This window comes from Mucilaginibacter daejeonensis, from assembly GCF_020783335.1.
In the GTDB taxonomy this organism is placed as follows: Bacteria; Bacteroidota; Bacteroidia; order Sphingobacteriales; family Sphingobacteriaceae; genus Mucilaginibacter; species Mucilaginibacter daejeonensis.
Window position 1 is genome coordinate 1,338,159 of the sequence record NZ_CP086068.1, and the last position, 22,769, is coordinate 1,360,927.

Genomic DNA, 22,769 nt, shown 5'->3' on the forward strand with positions numbered 1-22,769 from the left:
GAGTAGTTAAGTAGTGAATAGTGAGTGGTGGGATCTGTTGGTCGTTCGACCGCTCACTATTCACCACTCACTGCTCACTAACCTATTGCATTAAGAACTTATAATTACCGATATTCTTGAGGGCGGTGCCGGTGCCGCGTACTACGGCGCGAAGCGGATCTTCGGCCACGTGTACAGGTAGCTTGGTTTTGGCGGCCACACGTTTATCTAAGCCGCGCAGTAAGGCACCACCACCGGTCAGGTATATACCGGTCTGGTAAATATCGGCCGATAGCTCAGGAGGAGTGATCTCCAATGCCTTCAGGATAGCTTCCTCTATTTTAGAGATGGATTTGTCCAGACAATGCGCGATCTCGGTGTATGATACGGTGATCTGTTTAGGCACACCGGTCATCAGATCACGGCCTTGTACGGCAAAATCAGCCGGTGGGTCTACCAGTTCAGGCAATGCCGAACCTACCTCGATCTTGATCTTCTCGGCGGTACGGTCACCGATCATGATATTGTGCTGACGGCGGATGTATTGTACGATATCAGAGTCAAAGTTATCACCGGCCACACGGATCGACTGATCACAAACGATACCCGAAAGTGCGATAACCGCGATCTCGGTAGTACCACCACCGATGTCGATGATCATGTTACCCATTGGCTCCTCCACATCGATACCGATACCTACCGCAGCGGCCATAGGCTCGTGGATCAGGTATACCTCTTTGGCGCCGGCGATCTCGGCACTTTGATGTACGGCACGTTTCTCCACCTCGGTAATGCCCGAAGGGATACAGATCACCATACGCAATGACGGGAAGAACCAGCCTTTGCCTTTGTTGATCATTTTGATCATGCCGCGTATCATATGCTCGGCCGCATCAAAGTCGGCGATCACGCCGTCCTTCAGCGGGCGTACGGTACGTATATTTTCGTGGGTCTTACCTTCCATTTGCATAGCCTGACGGCCGATCGCGATCACCTTGTTGGTCTTGCGGTCAAATGCTACAATGGATGGTTCATCGACCACCACTTTATCGTTATGTATGATGAGGGTATTAGCAGTGCCTAAGTCAATAGCAACTTCCTGCGTAAAAAAATTAAATAGACCCATTTATGTTCAGTTCAAATGATCTGCAAATATCAAAAAAATATATATAACCCTCTCTATAAGTCCACTTAACGGCGAAACTTTTTTGCAAGTTTCGCAATATTCAGCCCTCCCTTGCAGGGACGGGCCGGGATCAGGTGTTAGTGTTTAAAGTGCCTTACGCCGGTGGTCACCATGGCTATGCCTTTAGCGTTGGCCATATCGATCGAGTCCTGATCTTTGATCGATCCGCCCGGTTGCAATACGGCAGTTACGCCTGCATCGGCCGCTATCTCCACACAGTCAGGGAACGGGAAGAAGGCATCCGATGCCATTACCGATCCCTTAACATCAAAGCCAAAGCTGGCGGCCTTTTCAATGGCCTGGCGCAGGGCGTCAACCCGTGAGGTCTGTCCTACACCGCTGGCCACTAACTGGCCATTTTTCGCCAACACCACCGTGTTGCTCTTGGTGTGTTTCACCACTTTATTGGCAAAGTACAGATCCTTTAATTCCTGCTCGGTAGCGTGTTTGCTGGTCACGGCGGTCATTTGCGCCGGGCCTTCGATCACCAGATCCTTATCCTGCTCGATCACACCGTTCAGTAACGTCTTGAACTGTTTGTTAGACAACTCAACGTTTTGACGTATCAATATGATACGGTTCTTTTTGGCTTTTAGTATATCGATGGCCTCATTGGTGTAGGCCGGAGCGATCAGTACCTCGAAGAAAAGTTTGCTGATCTCGACAGCGGTCTCGGCGTTGATCTCGTCATTGGCAATGATCACACCGCCAAAGGCCGATACCGGGTCGCAGGCCAAAGCATCGATCCAGGCCTCTTTGATGAACGAACGTGTTGCGATGCCGCAGGCGTTGGTATGTTTTAGTATGGCAACGGTAGGCTCGGTGAACTCATCGATCAGGGCAACGGCGGCGTCAACGTCTACCAGGTTGTTGTATGATAGCTCTTTACCCGCCAGTTTGGTGAACATGGCATCCAGGTTGCCATAGAAGGTGCCCTTTTGGTGGGGATTCTCGCCATAACGCAGGCTCTGGCTGGTTTGTATGCTTTGTTTGAATACCGGCAGCGGTTCTTCCTGCTCGGTGTTGAAGTAGTTAAAGATGGCGCTATCGTAGTGCGATGAGATGTTGAAAGCTTTTTGTGCAAAGCTGCGGCGCTGATCATAGGTGGTGGTGCCTTCCTGCGTGCGCAGTAGCTCCTCAAGTAATTGATAGTCGTCCTTAGAGGCCACGATCACCACATCTTTGTGGTTCTTGGCCGCTGCGCGGATGAGTGATATACCACCGATGTCGATCTTCTCGATCACATCGTCCTGACCTGCGCCTGAGCGTACGGTCTCTTCAAATGGATAAAGGTCAACGATCACCAGGTCGATCTCAGGTATTTCATATTGGCTCAGCTGCTGCTCGTCGCTCTCGAAGTTGCGGCGGGCCAGTATGCCACCAAAAACCTTGGGGTGAAGGGTCTTTACACGGCCTCCTAAGATAGAAGGATATGAAGTAAGGTCCTCAACGGCTATAACATCGGCACTCAGGCTGCGGATGAAGGTCTCGGTACCCCCGGTCGAATAGATGTTTACCCCTAAACGCTTTAATTGGTGAATAACAGGCTCTAAATGGTCCTTATAATATACCGATATCAATGCGTTCTTGATCTTTACAGACTGGCTCATGTGACTTTATTTTTTGAGCCGCAAAGGTAGTCATTTTAGCGTACAGTAATGCCCGGCAAATGAAGTTGATATGTGGAGAACTCACAAACTTTTCAACCATTGGTCCATCACTCATTGCGCAAGCTCCTGACCGGAGTGTCAAGCGCTGCCTTTAACGTTTGCAAACCGATCAGCATGATGGTAAGCAAGGTGAGCAACCCGATCGATACCACGAAAGGAACGAATGTGATGTGGATACGGTACGCATAATCGGCCAACCACTTTTGCATGAGCAGATAAGCTATAGGACAGGCGATCAGTCCTGATAACAATACCGTCTTCAGGAAGTCTTTCACGAACAGCCCCATGATGGCCCGGACCGATGAGCCCAGTACCTTACGGATGCCTATCTCTTTGGTGCGTTGTTGAACACTTTGCGATATCAGCCCTAACACGCCCAGGAACGAGATAACAATGGCTAACGTAGTGGCAATGAACGACGCCTGTTTGAGCTGGATCTCGGTGCGATACAGTTTCTCAAGTGCGGTATCCATAAAGTTATATTCGAACGGCGCATCGGGCATGAGGGTCTTCCATTTGGTTTGAAGGGCCGCTAAGGTGCGTTCGGTATCGCCAGGGCGCAGCTTGAATGATAAGTAACGGTACAGGTGGATGTTATTGACGTTCAGGAAGGTGATAGGCTGTATCTGTTTTTGCATCGACCCTAAATGAAAATCGGCCGTTACGCCAATAACGTTCAGTACATCAGTAGAGCCCGGTGTATGCAGTTGGGCTCCTATGGCTTGTTCAGCGGACTTGAACCCAAGCGCTTTTGCATTGGCCTCATTGATGACCACATTGTTGGAATCAGCCTGAGTGTAAAGATCATTAAAGAACCTACCCGCTTTAAGCGATATGTTATACGTGGATGTGTAATGAGCATCCGTTGCCATTTGTTGGGTAGGGATGGCCACCGATGGGTCACCGCCGGTCTTGTAGATGGACAGGGTACCGGCGTTAGCGCCATTGGGGATCTCCCATGACAAGGTCACGTTACTGACGCCTGGCACTTGCGCCAATTGCTGGCGTATGCTTTCCATTTTTTGTACGCCCTCCTGGCTCCAGTTGCGCGGGGCCTGCGCGTATACTACGTGCTCCTTATCATACCCCAACCGTTTACTAAAGAACAGGTCGATCTGTCCTGAAACGACTATAGCTGTTATTAGGGCTACTGCCGCCAAGCCGAATTGAAATGACACCAGCACCTTGCGCAGCAAGGCGCTGCCTTTTACGCCGATGATCTTACCTTTTATAGAGTCGATAGCGTTCAGAGAGGATAGTACCAACGCCGGATAGATACCCGTTAACAGGCCAATGATCAGCGCTAAAGCTACCGGGATAACCCAATACCAAAGCGGGAAAGCGAACAGCGAACTGATCGGCATGCCCACCGTTTGGCTGATGTAGGGGCGCGCTGCGGCATAGAGCATCAATGCTACCGCAGTGGCCAGCAGCGTCATGATCACCGATTCGGTCAGGAACTGGTAGATGAGCTGCTTTTTGATGCCGCCCAAAACCTTGCGTATACCCATCTCCTTGACCCGCCCGGCCGACTGACTAATGCAGAGATTAATAAAGTTGATGGCGGCCATGATAAGGATAAAGAAGGCAACGGCCGAAAGGGTGAAAAGCATCTCTTTCACCAGCCCGTTATTGGCTTCCAGGTAATACGTCTTGAGCGGTCGCAGGTAAGGGGTCAGGTTCCTGGCGATCTGTTCGGGAGCGTTGCTCCTGATCAGCTGGCGCATGGGCGCATCAAGGTCCTCCGGTTTTACACCGGGCCGCAATTCGAGGTTGCCTACGATGTAGGCGTTATTCCAGCCGTCCATCACACGGCCCATAAATTTGGTGGCACTTGTGGGAATGAAAATACCTACATTGTTATCCTCGGTAAAATTGGTGATGGAGTTGCGCGGCTGATCGGCCAGCACGGCGGTAACGGTAAAGTCGTGCTTGGTGCCCGAAAAGTTTTGGATGGTAAGTGTTTGGCCCACCACATTGGTACTGCCAAAATATTTGTTGGCCGTAGCGGTGGTGATCACAGCCGTAAAGGGCTCATCGAGTGCCCTTGGCGTGCCGTAAAGCAGTTTGAGGCCGTACATGTTGATCAGCGTGCTATCGCCCAGTTGGATGCTTTCCCTGAATTGGGCACCGCCTTTGCTCACAATTGAGGTCACGCCGTCCCAGTGGTAGTAATTCGCCACCAGGTGGGGGTAATTTTCTTTAAGCGCTTGCGGCAATTGTGCAACAGTGGTAAAATCGATGCCCATGTCAGGATCTTTCCACTTGCTCGAGATCAGGTATTGCTGATCAACGTTACGCAGTCGGCTATTAACTTGTAACTCGCTCCAAACGTATGACGCCATGAGCAGCGTAAATGCTATCCCCACCGACAGGCCGGTGATGTTCAGCAACGTGTAGAGCTTGTTTTTGCCGATGTTGCGCCAGGCAATGATGATATAGTTCTTGAGCATGATAGCGGCAGTGGTATGATGTATTTCATACTACAATAGTTCAGCCACCTGTATATCGTATCATTAAGGTCTCAATAACGCGGTGATCCGCCAATGGATCGTCCGTTACCGAACGTGGAGGTGTTCGGTTTTGATACACGGGTCGTTGTTTTTTGCTAATAACCGTAGCCGACGTTATTAATCGCGGCATTGGTGGTCACTTTGCCTTTTACCGATACCGTGCTGGCCACCGCTTTGCCGTTAATGGTGGCCGGGATAAAGTGCGTGTAGTCCTGAGGCAGATCCTTGTCATCGGCTTTTACCGACAGCAGGTGTCCGTTCAAAGTATAAACGATCTGGTGGCTGGTGAGGTTGCCCTGGGCATCGATGTTGAACAGGTGAAGCAGGTCATAATTTCCATTGCCCATGCCGTTGGCGCGGTATAGGTGCGTTAAGGCAGGCCGGGCGCCCGACATAAGCGGAAAGATTGTATAAGCCTTCCCGCCCATTTTCACCGGTGGTACCACCACATCGCCGGGGTTAATATCCTGACCAAAGCTATAACCATCAAATTTGGCGTCCGTTGTATCGCTAAAGGTGAGCGACCGCTTGGTGTGGTCATAGATCTGGACCAGATCGCCTTTCAGGTTATAGAACTTCCATTCGCCCACCGGCTGTCCATTCTCATAATTGCCCGAGGCCAGCAACCTTTCATGGTTCTTAGCCTCATAAAGTCCGTGTTTAACGCTCTTTTGGCTTTTAAGCACCTGGTACTGCTCTTCGAACCAATTTCCCACTTTTTTCTTGCGGGTAACGGTCTCTTGAGCGTTCGCGTTCAGGAAAAGGAATAAGCTCAATACAGGGCAAAGCAGGGAGGCGGTAATGTTTTTCATGGTGAGGGTGTAGGGTTGACGTGTATTTAGACCGGTTGTGCCGGGAAAGGTTTAACCGAATTGATAGCTAAATGTATCAGATCAACAAGAGCACCGTTCCTTCGCCTTTGAAGGTCTAAGATGGCTCTTCATCACAGGCAAAGCAAAAGGAGACGAGCAGTGATCCTTTGATGTAGAATAGCATAGTGATAGGTCGGTTAACAGGTGTGATCGGATGATGGATGTTTAGTCGAAAGTAGCGATAATGGTCTCTACCGAAACTTTACACTCGGCAGGTTTGCCGTTTATAGTGCCTGGAATGAAACGCTTGTACTCGTCGGCGATATTATTATCGTTCAATTCGTACATCTTTTTTTGACCGCCCTGATCTACCAATACCTCGTGTTTCTTGATCTGTCCCTCTGTGCCCACGGTGAAAATGTGAAGGCAGCTGAATTTATTGCGGCCCGGTGATGATGCGTAAAGCGTGCGGGCCAACGCATCTACATTCAAGGTAAGTGGGCTAATGCCATACTGGAGACCGCCAATTTTAACGGGATACCGTATCTTGTCACCTACGGCCACGCTATCTGTGAACTCGTAGCCTAACTTAGCCACGTTGGCGGTGTCCTGATAGATCAATTGGTGGCGTGTATTATTGTAGGCCTGCACCATTTTATGGGTATGGTCATAAAATACCCAATGGCCTGAACGTTCGCCGTTTCGGTAATAGCCGTTGGCCAGCGTCGATGTATCACGATAGGCCTGATAGCTTCCGTGCTTTTTACGTTTGTCGTTCTTAAGCACCTCAAACTTTTCCTTGATACTCATACCAACGCTACTGGTGCGCATAGCCGTCTCCTGTGCGAAGCACCACGAAGTTAAGCAACCAAAGAGCAAGAAAGTGATCCAATGTTTACAGGTCAGCATGGCTAGGTGTGATCGTGGTATGATACAATAATAAGCATATGCATCCATGCTGGCAATGGTCAAAACACGGTTTGGATCAAAACCGGGGAGCTTTAGCTGGTCACGGGTTATATACGGCCACGCCGCTCAGGTAGGTGCTGATCCACTTGCGGCCATCGGCATCGGCCGTCATGCCTGAGATGTAGAGGTCTTTCACGGGGACCTCCACCAACGGGAGATCCTTGGCGCCAAAGCGCGAGAGCGTACTGCCACCCACCCAAACATCATCGTCCTGTAAGAGTAATGATCGTAGCCCGCGTGCCTTTTCAGGGCGTTCTAATTCGGTCCAACCTGAACCATCGAAGCGGATCACCGCCTTCACCACCGTGCCGGCCAGCACCGCCACCGGCCTGCCTTGGCGATCGATCTTGATATCATAAGGAAAGGCCGACGTATAGCCCAGCTGATCTAACCGGTAAGTGGTCCATTGCCCGTTAGCATACTTTTTGATCATGCCTATAAAGGCAAAGTCGTTAAAAAGGCCCATCCACAAAGCACCGCTGGCATCAGCGGCCATAGATAGTACGGTGTGGATGGTCTCCAGGTGTTCCCAACGGCCATTGCTGATCTTCACGATACCATCTTCGGTACCCACCCAGGTAGTGCCGTGCGCAGCGTCATGAATGAGGCATTTAATGCGATCATCGGTGAGTGCACTGTTCGTGGTGTTGTATATTGTCCAGTTGCCCGCAGCAAAACGCGCCAGTCCTTTATCGGTGCCTGCCCATACCGTGCCGTTCACTTCCACGGTAACGGCCTGTATATTGTTTGATGGGAGGGGAGAGTTAGCCATATTATATACCTTCCAATGGTCGCCCTCCAAACGGGCCAGTCCGTTGGTGGTGGCCATCCATTTGATATTGCTGCTGCTGATGGCCAGGGCGTTCACCTGGTCGGCAGGCAGGGCCGAATTGGTGGTGTTATAGGTGACCCATTCTGGGAATACCGGCTTGGGTGTTTCAGGTGACGGAGCCTGCGTTCGGTCCTTTTTGCAAGCACAGAGCGTGATGGCGAGTGCCGATAAAGTAACAAGGTGTTTCATGTTGATGATAAAGTTCAAGGTCATTGATGCAGACGTGACCATCGACCAAAACGTTACACTGGTAGTGTCTTTTGACCACAGGGAGTTGGGAAGGTAGGTGTATACTGGCGATGATAAGCTGAAACAACTTTCGGGATATAGGAACACTGAACGCCCGAAAGCCCTAAAAACAGCACGACCAGCTATCCGTTCAGGGAGCTGGTCGTACTGTTATAGGAGTGATATAAGCGGAATTAACCCTTAACGCCGCCTCTCATCTTTTCGGTCAGTTGCTCTACCACCTTGGGGAAGTACTGGTGCTCGAGGTGTTGTCCTTTAAGTTTGATGGCGTCCAGGGTATCGTCAGGTTCGATCTTGAAGCGGGCCTGTTGTATGATCTCGCCTTCGTCAAAGTTCTCGTTCACAAAATGGATCGTGATACCCGATTCGGCCTCGCCGTTGGCCAGTACCGCTTTGTGTACGTTATCGCCGTACATACCCTTGCCGCCATATTTAGGCAACAAGGATGGGTGTATGTTAATGATCTGGTTAGGAAAGGCCTTGAGCAGCGATGCCGGTACCAGCCATAAAAAGCCGGCCAGTACGATCAGGTCGATCTCCATCTTTTTCAGCAGCTTCACCACCTCATCGGTGTCAAAAAACTCCTGGCGGGTAAACACGTGCGTAGGGATCTCGAAATTGTCGGCCCGTTGCAGCACGTAGGCCTGCGGGTTATTAGTGAGCACCAGCGCCACTTCGGTTTGGCTGTGATGCTTAAAATGTTCCATGATCTTTTGGGCGTTAGATCCCGAACCCGAAGCAAAGATGGCGATCTTGGTCTTCAAAATAGCAGTAGCGTTTAAATAAGTGGGTAAATATATAGCTTTTTGCCTATGCCGCAAACCATTGGGAAAGCATGACCAGGCAACCAACGGACTTGATCTTAACGGAGGGTGTGCTTAATGCAGGAAACCGTAGCGGCTAACACGGCGCCTGATCAACAGTGGCCTGAGGCGTAGCGTGTCGCGTTTCACGGTCTGTAACACCAACGAGTTTTGGCCTAAGTTGACCACCTGCGTGTAGGCGAATGGGCGTATCTTAACCCCGTTTATATCGTCCAATAGAGCAATATTAGTACGGATGATCACCGAATCGCGATCGGTAATGGTCCAGTTGGCTGATTCGGTTTGTTTTATACAATAAAAGTTCTCGTAGGTGCACATGCCGCTCTTGTCGAAGATGAATTGCTGGCGTTCATTGCAATTCAGATTAAGCGTATCGGTCTTTTTCAACGTATCGCCGTTGTAAGTGGCCACTTGTAAGGAGGCAAGCGTCCAGGTACCGTTCGTTAAAAAGGTGTTCACGTACGATAGGTCGGCGTTCTTTTTACAGGAACCCATGAACATGGCCACCAGCATGATAGCCGGTATGACAAGTAGTATAGATCTTTTGCAATATGGATGCACGGCGTAAAAATACAATATCCGGTGATCAATCCGACCGGTCAGGTAAAAGTATAACGGCGGTGGGTGAAAAGTATTGCGGTTACCTTAGGTTCGGGGAGTTTTGAGTGGGCCGAGGGACGAGCAATGATTGGGTGGTCTTTGGATCAAAAAGCCGAACCTTAGTGTACTGAAGTTCTGTTACATCGGTGTAACAAAATTCCCCAAATTTCCCCACTTTTCAGCATTGCGAAATTCGTAAAAACCCAACTTTTTCCAGAAAAAACATACAAAAAACCGGAATGTAACACCAGATGTAACACTTTTACATCAAAATGTAACACCTGAAACAGTGGGTATTCGTGTTTCGGGAGGCATTAAAAGATGCTTTCTGTCCAAAAATTGCGAATTTGATAATAGCTGGATCGGCATGTGTTTCGCACCTTTGCTATCCAACATCTCTATCTATGCGTATACCATTTGAAACCCTCCGGGCCGAGTTCGAGCGTGTGCTCCTCAGTATCGGCTTCAGCGCCGATCGTGCCCGTCAATGTGCCGATATCTTCGCCAGCAACAGCCGCGATGGCGTCCACACCCACGGACTTAACCGTTTTCCGGTATTTGTACAATATGTAAAGGACGGCCTCATCGACCCCAATGCCACTGCAGAGCAAGTAGGCGGCTTTGGTGCCCTGGAGCAGTGGGATGGCCATTTGGCGCCGGGTATGCTCAGCGCTACCACTTGTATGGAAAGAGCTATGGCGTTGGCTGGGCAGCATGGCATCGGCTGTGTGGCCATCCGCAACACCAACCACTGGATGCGCGGTGGTACCTATGGATGGCAGGCGGCCAATGTGGGTTATATCGGTATCTGTTTTACCAACACCATAGCCAATGTGCCGCCTTGGGGTGGTACACAACCACGGTTAGGTAACAACCCGCTGGTGATCGCCGTGCCACGTAAAGATGGGCATGTGGTGCTGGATATGGCCATATCGCAATACAGCTTTGGTAAACTAATGCAATATGAGGCAGCAGGGGAGGAACTTCCATTTGCCGGCGGCTACAGTAAGGCCGGCAAACTGACCACCAAGCCTGGCGAGATCACCGAGTCGTGGCGGTTGCTGCCTATCGGTTTTTGGAAGGGTTCGGGCTTGTCGATGATGCTGGACCTGCTGGCCACAGTGTTGAGCCAGGGCCGCTCCACGGCCGAGATCACCAAAAGCAAGGCAGAATATGGCGTATCGCAGGTGTTCATCTGCATCAAACCAACCCAAGGGAACACGGAGCAGCTTATTGAACAGATATTGGAATTCTCACGGAGCAGCGAGTTGGTGGATGCCGAACAACCTATACGTTATCCGGGCGAAAGCACGCTCAGGACCCGTCAACGCAGCTTAAAGGAAGGCATACCCGTTGACGAGAAGATATGGGAGAAAGTAAAGGGGCTGTGATCTGTAAAGAGATGAGGTCAGCGCTTGTCGTTCAGTACCACCTCATCATCCTTTTCCTTTACCAGGTGATCGAACTTTTCCCAGAAACCATCTTTAGGTAGCGGTGCCAGAATATCGATAGGTTCTTTCTTGACCGGGTGGATAAACTGTAAACGACGGGCGTGCAGGCAAATGCTCTTCTTCAGGCTTCCGCGAGGATATCCATATTTGTTATCACCCACGATAGGGCAGTTCAAGGTAGATAACTGCACCCGTATCTGGTGCGGACGGCCGGTGATCGGGTTCACTTGGATCAGGTAGTATCCGTTGAGTTCACCTGCCAAACGGTAATGTAATTCGGAGCGCAGGCTGCCCTGCACCTCGCGGTCGTGCGCCTTGGTCACGTTCTTTTGCGGGTTCTTGACCAGCCAGTGGACCAGGTCGCCATAGGGCGGCTGCGGGCGATTGCGTACCACGGCATAATAGGTCTTGCGCATCTCGCGGGTCTTGAACATCTCGTTCACCCGCTCTAAGGCCTTGCTGGTCTTAGCGAATAAGATCACCCCACTCACCGGACGATCCAAACGGTGTACCACCCCTAAAAATGCGCCGTTGGGTTTATTGTATTTAGCGGTCAGATAACGCTTTACTTTCTCATCCAACGGCTCATCACCGGTGTCATCGATCTGCACGATATCGCCCGCTCGCTTGTTGATAGCGATCAGGTGATTATCCTCATATAATACGTCGTGGTCGGTAATGTCAGTATTGGCCATTGTTGATGTCGTTTGTCGGATGTTCTACTTAAGATCAAGAACAGCCGAACGCTGATCATAGTTTGAAAGAAGCGTTGAAGAGATGATGTGTTTAATATTGTTCTTTCTCATTAGGGAAATCGCTGGCTTTCACATCGCTTACGTAACCTTGTACCGCGCCGTGCATCACCTCATATAACGAAGCGTACTGACGCAGGAACCTTGGGCGGAAACCTTTGTTCATACCCAGCATATCGTGGATCACCAGTACCTGTCCGTCGCAATATTGCCCGGCACCGATACCAATGGTCGGTATCTGAAGGCTTTCGGTAACCTCTTTGGCCAGCATGGCTGGAATCTTTTCCAGTACTACGGCAAAGCAGCCCAACTCCTGCAGTTTGGCGGCATCCTCACGCAGCTTCTGAGCCTCGGCCTCTTCTTTGGCCCGAACGGTGTAGGTGCCAAATTTGTAGATCGATTGCGGCGTAAGACCTAAGTGACCCATCACTGGTATACCCGCGGTCAGGATACGGCTTACTGATTCGGCTATCTCGATGCCACCTTCCAGCTTAACAGCATGAGCGCCACTCTCTTTCATGATGCGGATGGCCGAACTCAATGCTTCCTTAGAATTGCCCTGATACGAACCGAACGGAAGGTCCACCACCACCAGCGACCGGTTAGCAGCCCGTACTACTGACGATGCATGGTAGATCATTTGATCCAGCGTGATGGGTAAGGTGGTCTCATGGCCAGCCATCACGTTCGAAGCGGAATCGCCCACCAGGATAACGTCCATACCCGCCTCATCAACGATCTTGGCCATGGTATAATCATAGGCGGTAAGCATGGCTATCTTTTCGCCCTGACCTTTCATGGCCTGTATGCTGTGTGTGGTTACGCGTTTGATCTCTTTATTTACTGACATGCCGTTAGTTTTAAGGTCGACAAAGTTAGGATATTTTTAATGACGATCAGGAGTAACAATTTTGACGCTTTGCCTCCAATTTATGATCAGGTAAAGTAAGGTGGCCATGGTCAGGGCGGTTATTATAGAAACTAACACACCGAAAGGATAGTTGGGCATTTGCCCGTCAAAAGCAAGCGTGTAAACAGCATTGCCTGCACCATCTAACCCTGTTATAGTGTGCAGTAGTACGTTTAGGGTCGCGTGCAAAAATATCGCGGTCCATAAGGAGCCCGTAAGTACCAAGGACAGGCCGAATATAAAGGAGAAGATAGTGGTACTTGCTACCAAACTCATACCTCCCGCTAAATGATAAAGACCAAATGGCAACGCCATGATCAAAAGGCCTGCACGCCATCCGAAGCGCTTTGTGAATATCAAAAATAGGAAACCCCTGAAAAGCAGTTCTTCCAGTATGGCGCCAAGGAAATAGGAATAACTTTCCTTTATAACGTACCCTACGCCCAGCGATCTGTATACAAAATGATAGGGTACGAACAGGTAAAGTACGACGGCCATTGTGGTGATCGTCGCTATGGCTATAGCCACTCCAATGAGTGCATCTGTAAATAAGCGCTTTTTAATATTAAGCCCCAAAGCCGCGGTTGGGATGTCGGTGCGCTTGAAAGAAGTGTAAGTAACGTAAAGCACCAGGGCATCAGCGATCAGTATAAAGGTGGTGCGGGGCCAAAAATGCATCAACGGTCCCCCGAGCATTTGCGGTGCTAAGTTGATCGCCCATGCTACAACGCCGGTAAGCAGGAAGATGACCATCGAACGAATATCAAGCTTGAGATTGGTCTCTTTCTGTAAATGTACCGTGTGTTCGGGATGCGCCATAAGGTTGGAGGGATGCTCATTCAGGTTGGCCTAATTTATCATAATTATGACTATTTGCAGATACAAGAAATTCAAAGATATAGGTCGTGGATACAAAATTAATGATTACTTTTGCGCCGTGAATACAGACGCACCATTCATGCTGCACCACTGCTTTTTTCACGGAGTTCCCCAAACGGCCGACCGGCTTAATTTTCATCCTTTTAATTTTTTCGTAAAATGACCAACTACACCAAATTACCGGCTGTATTGCTGCTTGCTGATGGTACCGTTTTTCATGGCAAGGCTGCCGGAAAGATCGGCACTACCACCGGCGAGATCTGTTTCAATACAGGGATGACCGGCTACCAGGAAATTTTTACCGACCCATCATACTTTGGGCAGATCATGGTGACCACCAACGCACACATCGGTAATTATGGTATCACTGGCGAAGAGGTGGAATCAGATAAGATACAGATCGCCGGTCTGGTTTGTAAGAACTATAACATCGCTTACAGCCGTAAACAGGCCGATGAGAGCATCCAGGACTACTTCCAACAGCAGAACATCACCTGTATCTCTGATATCGACACCCGTCAGTTGGTGCGTCACATCCGTGATAAAGGCGCTATGAATGCCATCATCTCTTCAGAGATACTGGATATCGAAGAATTGAAGACACGTTTGGCCGCTGTACCATCTATGGATGGTTTGGAGCTGTCATCGCAGGTATCTACCACCGAGACCTATACCTTTGGTAACGAGGACGCTAAGTACCGTGTTGCTGTGCTCGACCTGGGTGTTAAAAAGAATATCCTACGCAACTTTAGCGATCGTGATGTTTATGCCAAGGTATACCCGGCCAAAACCACATTCGCCGAAATGGAGGCTGACTTGAAGCCTAACGGTTTCTTTATCTCTAACGGCCCTGGCGATCCATCGGCCATGCCTTATGCTGTAGAGACCGTAAAAGACATCCTGGCTGCTGATAAGCCAATGTTCGGTATATGCTTGGGTCACCAATTGCTGGCTTTGGCCAATGATATCCCTACCAAAAAGATGTTCAACGGTCACCGTGGTTTGAACCACCCGGTAAAGAACATTTTAAAAGATCATTGCGAAGTGACCTCACAGAACCATGGCTTCGGTGTAGTACCGGAGGCTGTTCATGCGTCAGATAAGGTAGAGATCACTCACGTGAACTTGAACGATAAATCGATCGAGGGTATCCGTGTGAAAGGTAAAAAAGCCTTTTCCGTACAGTATCACCCTGAATCATCACCAGGCCCGCACGATAGCCGCTACCTGTTCGATGATTTTGTTGACCTGATGAAATAAGCTTTCAACATCTCTATATATAACTAAAAGCCGGTACCTGATCAGGTCACCGGCTTTTTATTTAGTGCTGCTGTCAGCACAAGGCAACTTTATAGATACAATGTGAACTAATGGCGCCCCGCCGGTTGCTATTATCAGAGCAGTAAGTTAGCTTTGTATCAAGCAAATAATAACGGCCCTTGAACAATGATCGTTAATTGTTGACGTTATAACGCTGATACCATGAATAAACGCTTATCTGTATTGATCTTATCACTTTCTATTATAGCTGCGTCTTGTCAAAAGTCGGAGCTGAAGGATGTGGTGAATACAGATAACTTTAAGACCGTTCAGCAAGCCAGTATCTCCAGTATCGATGGCCCAACCACCGCAGCGGCAGGCGAGGAGATCAATATCACCGTTTCATGGCCTTACAATGGCAACTGCGAGAAATTCAACAACTTTAAGATCGATACCCTGAGCGATACCACGCAGGTCAGGCTGTTCACCTCTACCAATACTGCTGAGGATTGCACCGGTAAGGAGGTAAAACATTCGCAGGTGTTCAAGTTCAAGCCGGCCAAGGCAGGTACTTACTATATTAAGTTCGCTGGCTCCAAAAATTCACGTGCCATAGTGGATACCTTGACCGTTAAATAAGCCGCTTTTCTTTCATTATCATTTTCATAATTTTTAGGCAAAAGTGCTGGTGCGCGGCTTGTTCCTGCGCTCCTGATACACGATAACAGTGTTACATATACGTGTTTCAGTGTTACATTTACTGTTACATATTGATCTTTTGTATGCTTTTTCTGGAAAAAGTTGGGTTTTTACGAATTTCGCAACGCTGAAAAGTGGGGAAATTTGGGGAATTCTGTTACATGGATGTAACACGTTTCAGTACACTAAGGTGCAGCTGGTCCGTCGATTTCAGGCATGCTGGCGCATACCTAATACAAGAAAGGCCTGCTGATCAGCAGGCCTTTCTTGTTCTTATCTTTTAAAGATCACTGCGCCTAACGGTGGCAGGGTGATATTGATCGAGTTGGCCTGGCCGTGCCAGCTATGAGCCTCTGATCGCAACGGGTAGGGATTATCCACACCGCTACCCCAGTACTCTTTACGGTCCGAGTTGTATATCTCTTTCCATTCGCCCTCACCGGGTACGCCTATGCGGTAATCGTAACGTACCACCGGGGTCATGTTCAATGCGATAACCACATCGTTCTCGCGGTCGTGGCCTTTGCGGGCATATACCAGTATCGAATCCTTGGCGTTTCCGCCGTCTATCCACTCAAAACCTTCGCCACTGAACGCTTTTTCGTACAGGGCAGGCTCGCTGCGGTATAAATGGTTAAGGCCTTTTACCGCTTCCTGCATACCGGAGTGGCAATCAAACTGCGTTACCCACCAATCTAACGACTTGCCAAAGTTCCATTCAGACGTTTGGCCAAATTCGGCACCCATGAACAGCAGCTTGGTACCCGGATGGGTGAACATGTAGCTGTACAGCAAGCGCAGGTTGGCATATTTTTGCCACTCGTCGCCCGGCATCTTGGTGAGCATGGAGCCTTTGCCGTATACCACCTCATCGTGCGAGAAAGGTAGCATGAAGTTCTCGGTAAAGGCGTAAATCAGGCTAAAGGTCAGCTGCTCATGATGGTATTGGCGATGGATAGGGTCAAGCTTAAAGTAATTGATGCTATCGTGCATCCAACCCATCATCCACTTCATACCAAAGCCTAAACCACCGTTGTATATGGGGCGGCTAACGCCCGGGAACGAGGTGGACTCTTCGGCAATGGTCTGAACATCAGGGAAGTGGCTGTATACCGCGGCGTTGAACTCCTTCAGGAAGTCTATCGCCTCCAGATTCTGGTTGCCACCGTATTTGTTCGGTATCCATTCGCCTTCCTTGCGCGAATAGTCGAGGTACAGCATCGAGGCCACTCCATCCACCCGCAGACCATCGGCATGGTAACGTTCCAGCCAGAACAACGCACTGCTGATCAGAAACGCTTTGACCTCGTTACGGCCGTAGTTAAATATATATGACGTCCAGTCAGGGTGATAGCCCTGGCGCATATCCTCGTGTTCATAAAGGTGCGAACCATCGAACTTGTAAAGCCCGTGCGCATCGCCGGGGAAGTGTGACGGTACCCAATCCAGGATCACGCCAATGCCGTTCTGGTGAAAACGGTCGATCAGCTCCATCAACTGCTGTGGCGTGCCGTAGCGCGATGTGGCGGCAAAATAGCCGGTAAGCTGATAGCCCCAGCTTGGGTAGTAAGGGTGCTCCATTACCGGCATGAACTCCACATGTGTAAAGCCCATTTCCTTCACGTAAGGCACCAGTTTATCGGCCAGTTGGCTGTAGGTCAAAAAGCTATCAGGACTTTCGTTATCACGCGCCCATGAGCCTAAATGCACCTCGTATACCGAGTACGGCTTATCTAAACCGTTGCGCTGGTAGCGGTCCATCATCCAGTTCTGGTCGGTCCACTCATAAAATGTGTGGGCCACTATGGATGCCGTGCGCGGAGCTTCTTCCCAACGCAAAGCGAACGGGTCGCTTTTTTCCAGCTTATCGTTATTATGTGATTCGATAAAGTATTTATATACCTCGCCATGGCCAATGTTGGGGATGAAACCTTCCCAAATACCCGAGCCATCCCAGCGGTGGTTCAGGGCATGACTGCCTTTATCCCAGCCGTTAAAGTTACCTATAACCGATACGTACTTGGCGTTTGGTGCCCATACGGCAAAGTAAGTGCCCACCACGTTCTGGTGTGTTACCACGTGTGATCCTAGCTTTTCGTACAGCTTAAAGTGCTTGCCCGACCGGAACAGGCTGATATCAAAATCAGTGAAACGGCTATATGGCTCAACCGCTTTCATCTGTTGCGGTAGGGCACTAACGGCCGGTGTATCAGGTATCACTGGTAAGGCATCGGCCTTTTTAGCTTTTGTTTTTTTGACGGCCGATACAGCGGCTTTGGCAGTTACGGCAGGCTCAGCCTTAGCTTTTACCTTACCCGATGCAGCTTTGGCCACCTTTACGGGTACCTGGGCCGGTATGGTCAGTTCCTCTTCGGCTGTCGTTGCCGATGATGCCGCGATCGGTTCAGATCCATTGATGATGTTAGCAGGAGCAGTTGATGCCGCAACACTTGTTTCGGCTGCGCCGGTCAAGGGTCGTTCCTCCGCTTTCTTTTTTCCCTTGGCCTTCATGGCCTTTACCGGCACCGACTCAGGGAATGGTTCATCGGCCTTCTTCTCTTTTTTTGACGATGCTTTTTTTGCCTTTACAGGTTTCGATTCGGGGAATGTTCCGGTCGATGCATCCGCCGGCGTTAATGCCGGGTCGGACGATACCGAAGCTTTGGAACTTTTATTTTTTTGGGCCATGTTTTGGAAGCCTTTTCAGGCGATAGATGTTATAATGAGTTAGTGCAAGCAATAATTCAGGCGAATGTTGAAGGCAGTATATTATGGTGCAACACGCCTGAGCCCTGCTTGTTTTGCTGTACGCAATACTAACTATTTTTGATCAAGTAATATGGACGTATCTTATCATCACATAAAAAAAGAGGCGCACCTGGCGCCTCTTTTTTAACATCGTGACATTGAACGCACTGACAATGGCGTTCGCTTTGATCAAATGATCTCGATCTGTTTAAAGTTCTTGGTGAATTTGAACTCCAGTACCTGGTCATTTAACTCCAGATCGGTGATCTCTTTACCGTCGGCAATGATCTTGGTAGGGGTGAACGGCAAGCCAGCCACCTTCATATGATAGTTCTCGTAACGTGGGGTGTACAGGCCTTCCATCGTTTGCTGTATGGTGAGCGATGTAGGTTTGCCAGTGACCACGAATTTCTTTTCAGAGTAGATGTCCTGCTCGTAGGCAAAGGTCTCGCCGTAATCTTCAAAAAAGAACGAGTTGGCAATGCTGTCGGTGTAATACACGTTCATGATCACCTCTTGTATCTCCTTTTCGCCTACGTACTGCATCACCTCGTACTCTGGGATCACCGAGCCCGCTTTCACGAACAAAGGTATGGTCTCCAGCGGGGTGCTTACTTCCACCTCGCGGCCACCCTCGGTAAGGGCGTTATCCCAATAGTAATACCAGTTGCCTTTTGGCAAGTATACTCTGCGGCTTTTTTGGCCGGGTTCCATTACCGGGCACACCAATATCTTGTCGCCATAGGTGAACTCGTCCTGGCGGGCCTGGTTGTTGATCTCGTCCTGTTCCTGCATCACTACCGGGCGCAGGATCGGGAAACCATATCGGTGGTGCTCCCAAAACGTAGAGTACAGGTAAGGAAGCAGTTTATAACGTAGCTCGATGAATTTACGGTTGATGGCGGTAAACGGCTCGCCAAAGCTCCAGGGCTCGCGCTCCTTGGTATCACCGGCCGAGTGGGCACGCATGAAAGGGGAGAAGGTACCCATCTGGATCCAACGGGTGAACAGTTCGCCATCAGGCTCGCCGCTAAAGCCGCCTATATCGGTTCCGCAGAATGGTACGCCCGACATGGATAAACGCTGGCACTGTACGTTACCTAAACGCAGGTGCTCCCATGAGGCCACGTTGTCACCGGTCCACATCGAAGTGAAGCGCTGAACGCCCGAGTACCCCGCACGGGTGATGGTGAAGGGGCGCTTGTTCTTCATCAGCTTGCGCATACCCTCGTAGGTGGCGCGTACCATTTGCATGCCGTACACATTGTGTGCCTTGCGGTGCGATCCGCGGTAGCCATCATACTGGTGGCGTACATCATCAGGGAAGGTGCCTGCACCAAATACGGCCGGCTCGTTCATGTCGTTCCACACGCCGGCCACGCCTAATTGCACCAGTTCGTCAAAAAGAGTTCCCCACCATTCGCGTACCTCAGGGTTGGTAAAGTCAGGGAACTGGCAGCGGCCCGGCCAAACGTGGCCTTCCATAAAGTAATCGTCGCTTCGGCGGCAAAAATAATGCTTATCCTTACCCTCTTTAAATACCCAGTAATTATCATCCACCCTGATGCCCGGGTCAATGATCACCACGGTCTTAAAGCCATCGGCCTTCAGTTCCTTGATCATCTTTTTAGGGTCGGGGAAATACTTGCGGTTCCAGGTAAAGCAGCGGTAACCGTCCATGTAGTCAATGTCCAGGTAGATACCGTCGCAAGGGATCTGGTTCTCGCGGAAACCCTTGGCCACCTTCATCACCTTCGATTCGGGGTAATAGCTCCAGCGGCACTGGTGGTAACCCAGGGCCCAAAGCGGTGGCATAGGGTGGGTGCCGGTAAGTAGGTGATAACGTTTCACTACATCCATCATGTTAGGGCCGTGGATGTAATAGTATTGCAGCTCGCCGCCATCAGCCCAAAAGCTCGTCTTGGTGCGGTCCTCTGAGCCAAAGTCGAAATGGGCTTTAAAAGTATTGTCGAAGAAGATGCCGTGAGCGATACCCTCGTTCAAACTGATGTAGAACGGGATGCTGCGGTAGATCGGATCTTGATCCCAGGCAAAGGAGTACGCATCAGTGTTCCAGTTCACAAAACGCTTACCACGCAGGTTCAGGTTGGTAGGCTTGTCGCCCAGGCCAAAAAAGGCCTCGGCGGGGTGGCATTCCTTGGTACCGAACACATAGTAACCGCCAAATTGCACGTTCTCTTCCCAGTGCATAGGGGTGGCATCCGCACTGGTCACGTGGTTCTGGCTGTCAGAGAACGAGATCAGGAAATCCTTTTTGCTCACATGGCAGTTCACGGTGCTGGTGCTGATCCGGAATTCGTTCTCATCTTCATGCAGATGAAAAACGGTGACCCTTTGCTCCAGCTTAGGCACCGCGTACGAGAATTCCTCAAGAAATACGCCGTGCGGTGCCAAACGAACGCGGATCACCTCATCGGTCACCACGATCACTTCTACACGGGCCACGTCGTCATAAAAATAAAAGCGGTTGCCTTTTTGCTCTACCCTTTGCGGGGCGTTCAGGTATTTTTTAACGATAGGTTTGAGGCCCAGCACCGGGTTATTAACGTGTTGAAATACCTCTTCTTCCTGTTCGATCAGTTTTACGGCAGGCGACCCGATGGTTGGGTCGGTGGGTGGAGTGTTTTGTTCCATTCAGCTAAAATGACTGTCTATTTGCGATACGTATCGAGCCCGATACGGCGATGTGTTACCGTTAAAGCATCAATTGTGAGACCACAATAAGGGCCTGCATATCCTTGAGACCGTTATACGTTAGTTATGTTGGAAAAGTAGCAAGAAATTTCTCAACACGGTAAAGTAATTCCAATTTTGCTGCCATTTAAGCTATAAAAGTTGCGTTTTATTGCTTTAATTAAATTCAAAGTGAAATTTTTGTTAATTTAAAAATAAAAAGGCCCCGCGATCGCGAGGCCTTTTTATAAAACATATCGTGGCGCACGCTACTTAAAGCGTGGATTTATATTCGCAGTTCGCGATCGCGCGTTTGTAATCTTCTATCGAATCAAAATTAAGGCAAAGTTTGATCGCTTGTTTGTAGAACTTGATCGCATCCTCAAAATTTTGTGCGTACTCTTCAATGATGCCCAGTCGGTAATGAACCAAAGCCTTATCTACAAGTGGGCGCATCAGGGCCTTGGCGGCAATATCGCGTGCTTTGTCCCACTGTTCAAGGTTGGTATACAGCACGATCAGGTTAATGTACGCGTGCGGGTATTTAGGGTCGCTTTTAATGGCGGCCTTGTAGTGGTTCTCGGCCCGGTGGTAATCATCAAATTGGGTGCGGTAAAGCCAGCCCAGTGAGTTGTGGGCCTGGGCGGTGCTGGGCTCTTCTAAAATGATGTTCTCCAGTAATTGCTTAGCCTGTAAATAGTTGGCATTGCGTATGGCCTCCTCGGCCTCCAGATAGATATCTTCCCAGTTGTGCATGTTGTTAAAGATCGGCATTGGTATATCAATGCAGTGAGCAAATATACGCCGTTATATATTAAGGTATATAACGATCGCCCAAACATAAATAGCATTGGCCCGGTTAAATTATTTCACTTAAAGCCCTGCGTCATGACACCAAAATTCTTTTACCTGTACCTGCTGGCTGGCACCGTGGCCCTGACCTTGGTGATCTACCAGCTGGCCACCGCGCCACAGCCGGTAAGCGCCGTAACGGTACTGTTGTACCTGATCCCTGCGCTGTTGCTGTATTATATGGCCTATAAAGTGTACCATGTAAAAAAGGATAATGAGCTCATGTAGGGCCACTAAATGCGGATGGTCTCAAAACAATACGCCGAGCTTGCAGGTTAGCTATATAACACCATTAACAACAGAACTTATGTTAGCATTTGATCAAGACACCTGGACCACGGAACAGGAGATACCGACCCAGCTGCGCCGCAACGCCGGTGCCGACGAACTGGAACGCAACAGGATATCAAGGGCTGCTGCTCCTGATCCGGAGGATGAAGATATTGAGGATGATGACCTGGATCTTGACGATGAGGATCTGGATTATGATGAAGAGGACGAAGATGATCTGGATGCCGACGTGGTACCTGATTATGATGAGGACCTTGATGATGAGGACGACGCTGATCTGAACGACCCGATCCGCGCGGAGATAGACGAGGATGACGACCTGTTAGACGGCGACACCGAATATGATCCTGCCAGCGTACCCGGTCGTGAAGAAGCAGCTGACGAACAATTAGGTGCCCCAAGCGAGCAGGAAGTGAACCCGCCGCAGGAAGGCAATGATGCCTCATACAGCGAGCAAACCGATGTAACGCCACCACGCCCGCACGAGTTCCCGTCAGAAGGTAGTCCGAAAACCGACTTTACCAGCCGCGACCACGGCCGTACTACCGGCCGCATGATCGGCCACGAGCCAGGTACCGAGGGTATCTAAAAATAAAGAC

The 22,769-nt window shown here is 49.8% G+C and carries 19 protein-coding genes; 5 read left to right on the forward strand and 14 right to left on the reverse strand.

All coding sequences use genetic code 11. The annotated features are described in order from the left end of the window. Positions 1 to 82 precede the first annotated feature (82 nt). The 8 genes from LLH06_RS05815 to LLH06_RS05850 all read right to left on the reverse strand — a co-directional run bounded on the left by LLH06_RS05815 (position 83) and on the right by LLH06_RS05850 (position 9,595). Positions 83 to 1,105, reverse strand: coding sequence for a rod shape-determining protein (locus LLH06_RS05815; RefSeq protein ID WP_228172320.1), 1,023 nt, complete (start codon positions 1,103 to 1,105; stop codon positions 83 to 85). 137 nt (positions 1,106 to 1,242) lie between these two features. Next, entirely contained in the window at positions 1,243 to 2,775 is a 1,533-nt protein-coding gene (gene purH, locus LLH06_RS05820) for a bifunctional phosphoribosylaminoimidazolecarboxamide formyltransferase/IMP cyclohydrolase (protein ID WP_228172321.1), read from the reverse strand. Positions 2,776 to 2,882: 107 nt separating this feature from the next. Continuing rightward, positions 2,883 to 5,288: an ABC transporter permease gene (locus LLH06_RS05825; protein ID WP_228172322.1), complete on the reverse strand. Its 2,406-nt coding sequence runs from the start codon at positions 5,286 to 5,288 to the stop codon at positions 2,883 to 2,885. Positions 5,289 to 5,443: 155 nt separating this feature from the next. Beyond that, the gene (locus tag LLH06_RS05830; protein ID WP_228172323.1) at positions 5,444 to 6,160 is read right to left on the reverse strand and encodes a toxin-antitoxin system YwqK family antitoxin; all 717 of its coding nucleotides are present in this window, start codon (positions 6,158 to 6,160) and stop codon (positions 5,444 to 5,446) included. 225 nt (positions 6,161 to 6,385) lie between these two features. Then, positions 6,386 to 7,069, reverse strand: a complete 684-nt coding sequence (locus LLH06_RS05835; protein ID WP_228172324.1) for a hypothetical protein — start codon at positions 7,067 to 7,069, stop codon at positions 6,386 to 6,388. Positions 7,070 to 7,169: 100 nt separating this feature from the next. Continuing rightward, the gene (locus LLH06_RS05840) at positions 7,170 to 8,150 is read right to left on the reverse strand and encodes a ligand-binding sensor domain-containing protein (protein ID WP_228172325.1); all 981 of its coding nucleotides are present in this window, start codon (positions 8,148 to 8,150) and stop codon (positions 7,170 to 7,172) included. A 233-nt stretch (positions 8,151 to 8,383) separates the two neighbouring features. After that, a complete protein-coding gene (gene purN, locus LLH06_RS05845) occupies positions 8,384 to 8,974 on the reverse strand; it encodes a phosphoribosylglycinamide formyltransferase (protein WP_228172326.1) in 591 nt (196 codons plus the stop codon). Between the two features lie 114 nt (positions 8,975 to 9,088). After that, positions 9,089 to 9,595 (reverse strand): hypothetical protein, encoded by a 507-nt coding sequence (locus LLH06_RS05850; RefSeq protein ID WP_228172327.1) that lies wholly within the window; start codon positions 9,593 to 9,595, stop codon positions 9,089 to 9,091. Between the two features lie 443 nt (positions 9,596 to 10,038). Between LLH06_RS05850 and yiaK the strand changes: the two genes are divergently transcribed. Further along, positions 10,039 to 11,025, forward strand: a complete 987-nt coding sequence (yiaK, locus tag LLH06_RS05855) for a 3-dehydro-L-gulonate 2-dehydrogenase (protein ID WP_228172329.1) — start codon at positions 10,039 to 10,041, stop codon at positions 11,023 to 11,025. Between the two features lie 17 nt (positions 11,026 to 11,042). On the opposite strand, the gene LLH06_RS05860 is transcribed toward yiaK, so the two are convergent. The 3 genes from LLH06_RS05860 to LLH06_RS05870 all read right to left on the reverse strand — a co-directional run bounded on the left by LLH06_RS05860 (position 11,043) and on the right by LLH06_RS05870 (position 13,566). Then, a complete protein-coding gene (locus LLH06_RS05860; protein WP_228172330.1) occupies positions 11,043 to 11,780 on the reverse strand; it encodes an RluA family pseudouridine synthase in 738 nt (245 codons plus the stop codon). Positions 11,781 to 11,871: 91 nt separating this feature from the next. Continuing rightward, the gene (gene panB, locus LLH06_RS05865) at positions 11,872 to 12,687 is read right to left on the reverse strand and encodes a 3-methyl-2-oxobutanoate hydroxymethyltransferase (RefSeq protein WP_228172331.1); all 816 of its coding nucleotides are present in this window, start codon (positions 12,685 to 12,687) and stop codon (positions 11,872 to 11,874) included. 36 nt (positions 12,688 to 12,723) lie between these two features. After that, positions 12,724 to 13,566 carry a CPBP family intramembrane glutamic endopeptidase gene (locus LLH06_RS05870; protein ID WP_228172332.1) on the reverse strand — a complete coding sequence of 281 codons (843 nt, stop codon included), beginning with the start codon at positions 13,564 to 13,566 and terminating at the stop codon, positions 12,724 to 12,726. A gap of 219 nt (positions 13,567 to 13,785) precedes the next feature. Here LLH06_RS05870 and carA point away from each other — a divergent pair, with 219 nt between their 5' ends. Both carA and LLH06_RS05880 read left to right on the forward strand, forming a co-directional pair. Further along, entirely contained in the window at positions 13,786 to 14,886 is a 1,101-nt protein-coding gene (gene carA / locus LLH06_RS05875; RefSeq protein WP_228172333.1) for a glutamine-hydrolyzing carbamoyl-phosphate synthase small subunit, read from the forward strand. Between the two features lie 222 nt (positions 14,887 to 15,108). Then, a complete protein-coding gene (locus tag LLH06_RS05880) occupies positions 15,109 to 15,525 on the forward strand; it encodes a hypothetical protein (protein ID WP_228172334.1) in 417 nt (138 codons plus the stop codon). A gap of 333 nt (positions 15,526 to 15,858) precedes the next feature. Here the strand turns inward: LLH06_RS05880 and glgB are convergent, their stop codons facing one another. The 3 genes from glgB to LLH06_RS05895 all read right to left on the reverse strand — a co-directional run bounded on the left by glgB (position 15,859) and on the right by LLH06_RS05895 (position 21,801). After that, entirely contained in the window at positions 15,859 to 17,763 is a 1,905-nt protein-coding gene (gene glgB, locus LLH06_RS05885) for a 1,4-alpha-glucan branching protein GlgB (RefSeq protein ID WP_228173274.1), read from the reverse strand. A 759-nt stretch (positions 17,764 to 18,522) separates the two neighbouring features. Beyond that, entirely contained in the window at positions 18,523 to 20,988 is a 2,466-nt protein-coding gene (locus LLH06_RS05890) for a glycoside hydrolase family 31 protein (protein WP_228172335.1), read from the reverse strand. Between the two features lie 312 nt (positions 20,989 to 21,300). Continuing rightward, positions 21,301 to 21,801, reverse strand: coding sequence for a tetratricopeptide repeat protein (locus LLH06_RS05895; RefSeq protein ID WP_228172336.1), 501 nt, complete (start codon positions 21,799 to 21,801; stop codon positions 21,301 to 21,303). 114 nt (positions 21,802 to 21,915) lie between these two features. On the opposite strand from LLH06_RS05895, the gene LLH06_RS05900 reads away from it, so the two are divergent. Both LLH06_RS05900 and LLH06_RS05905 read left to right on the forward strand, forming a co-directional pair. After that, complete coding sequence (locus LLH06_RS05900; protein WP_228172337.1) at positions 21,916 to 22,107, forward strand: hypothetical protein; 192 nt, start codon at positions 21,916 to 21,918, stop codon at positions 22,105 to 22,107. Positions 22,108 to 22,186: 79 nt separating this feature from the next. Beyond that, positions 22,187 to 22,759 carry a hypothetical protein gene (locus LLH06_RS05905; protein WP_228172339.1) on the forward strand — a complete coding sequence of 191 codons (573 nt, stop codon included), beginning with the start codon at positions 22,187 to 22,189 and terminating at the stop codon, positions 22,757 to 22,759. Positions 22,760 to 22,769 lie beyond the last annotated feature (10 nt).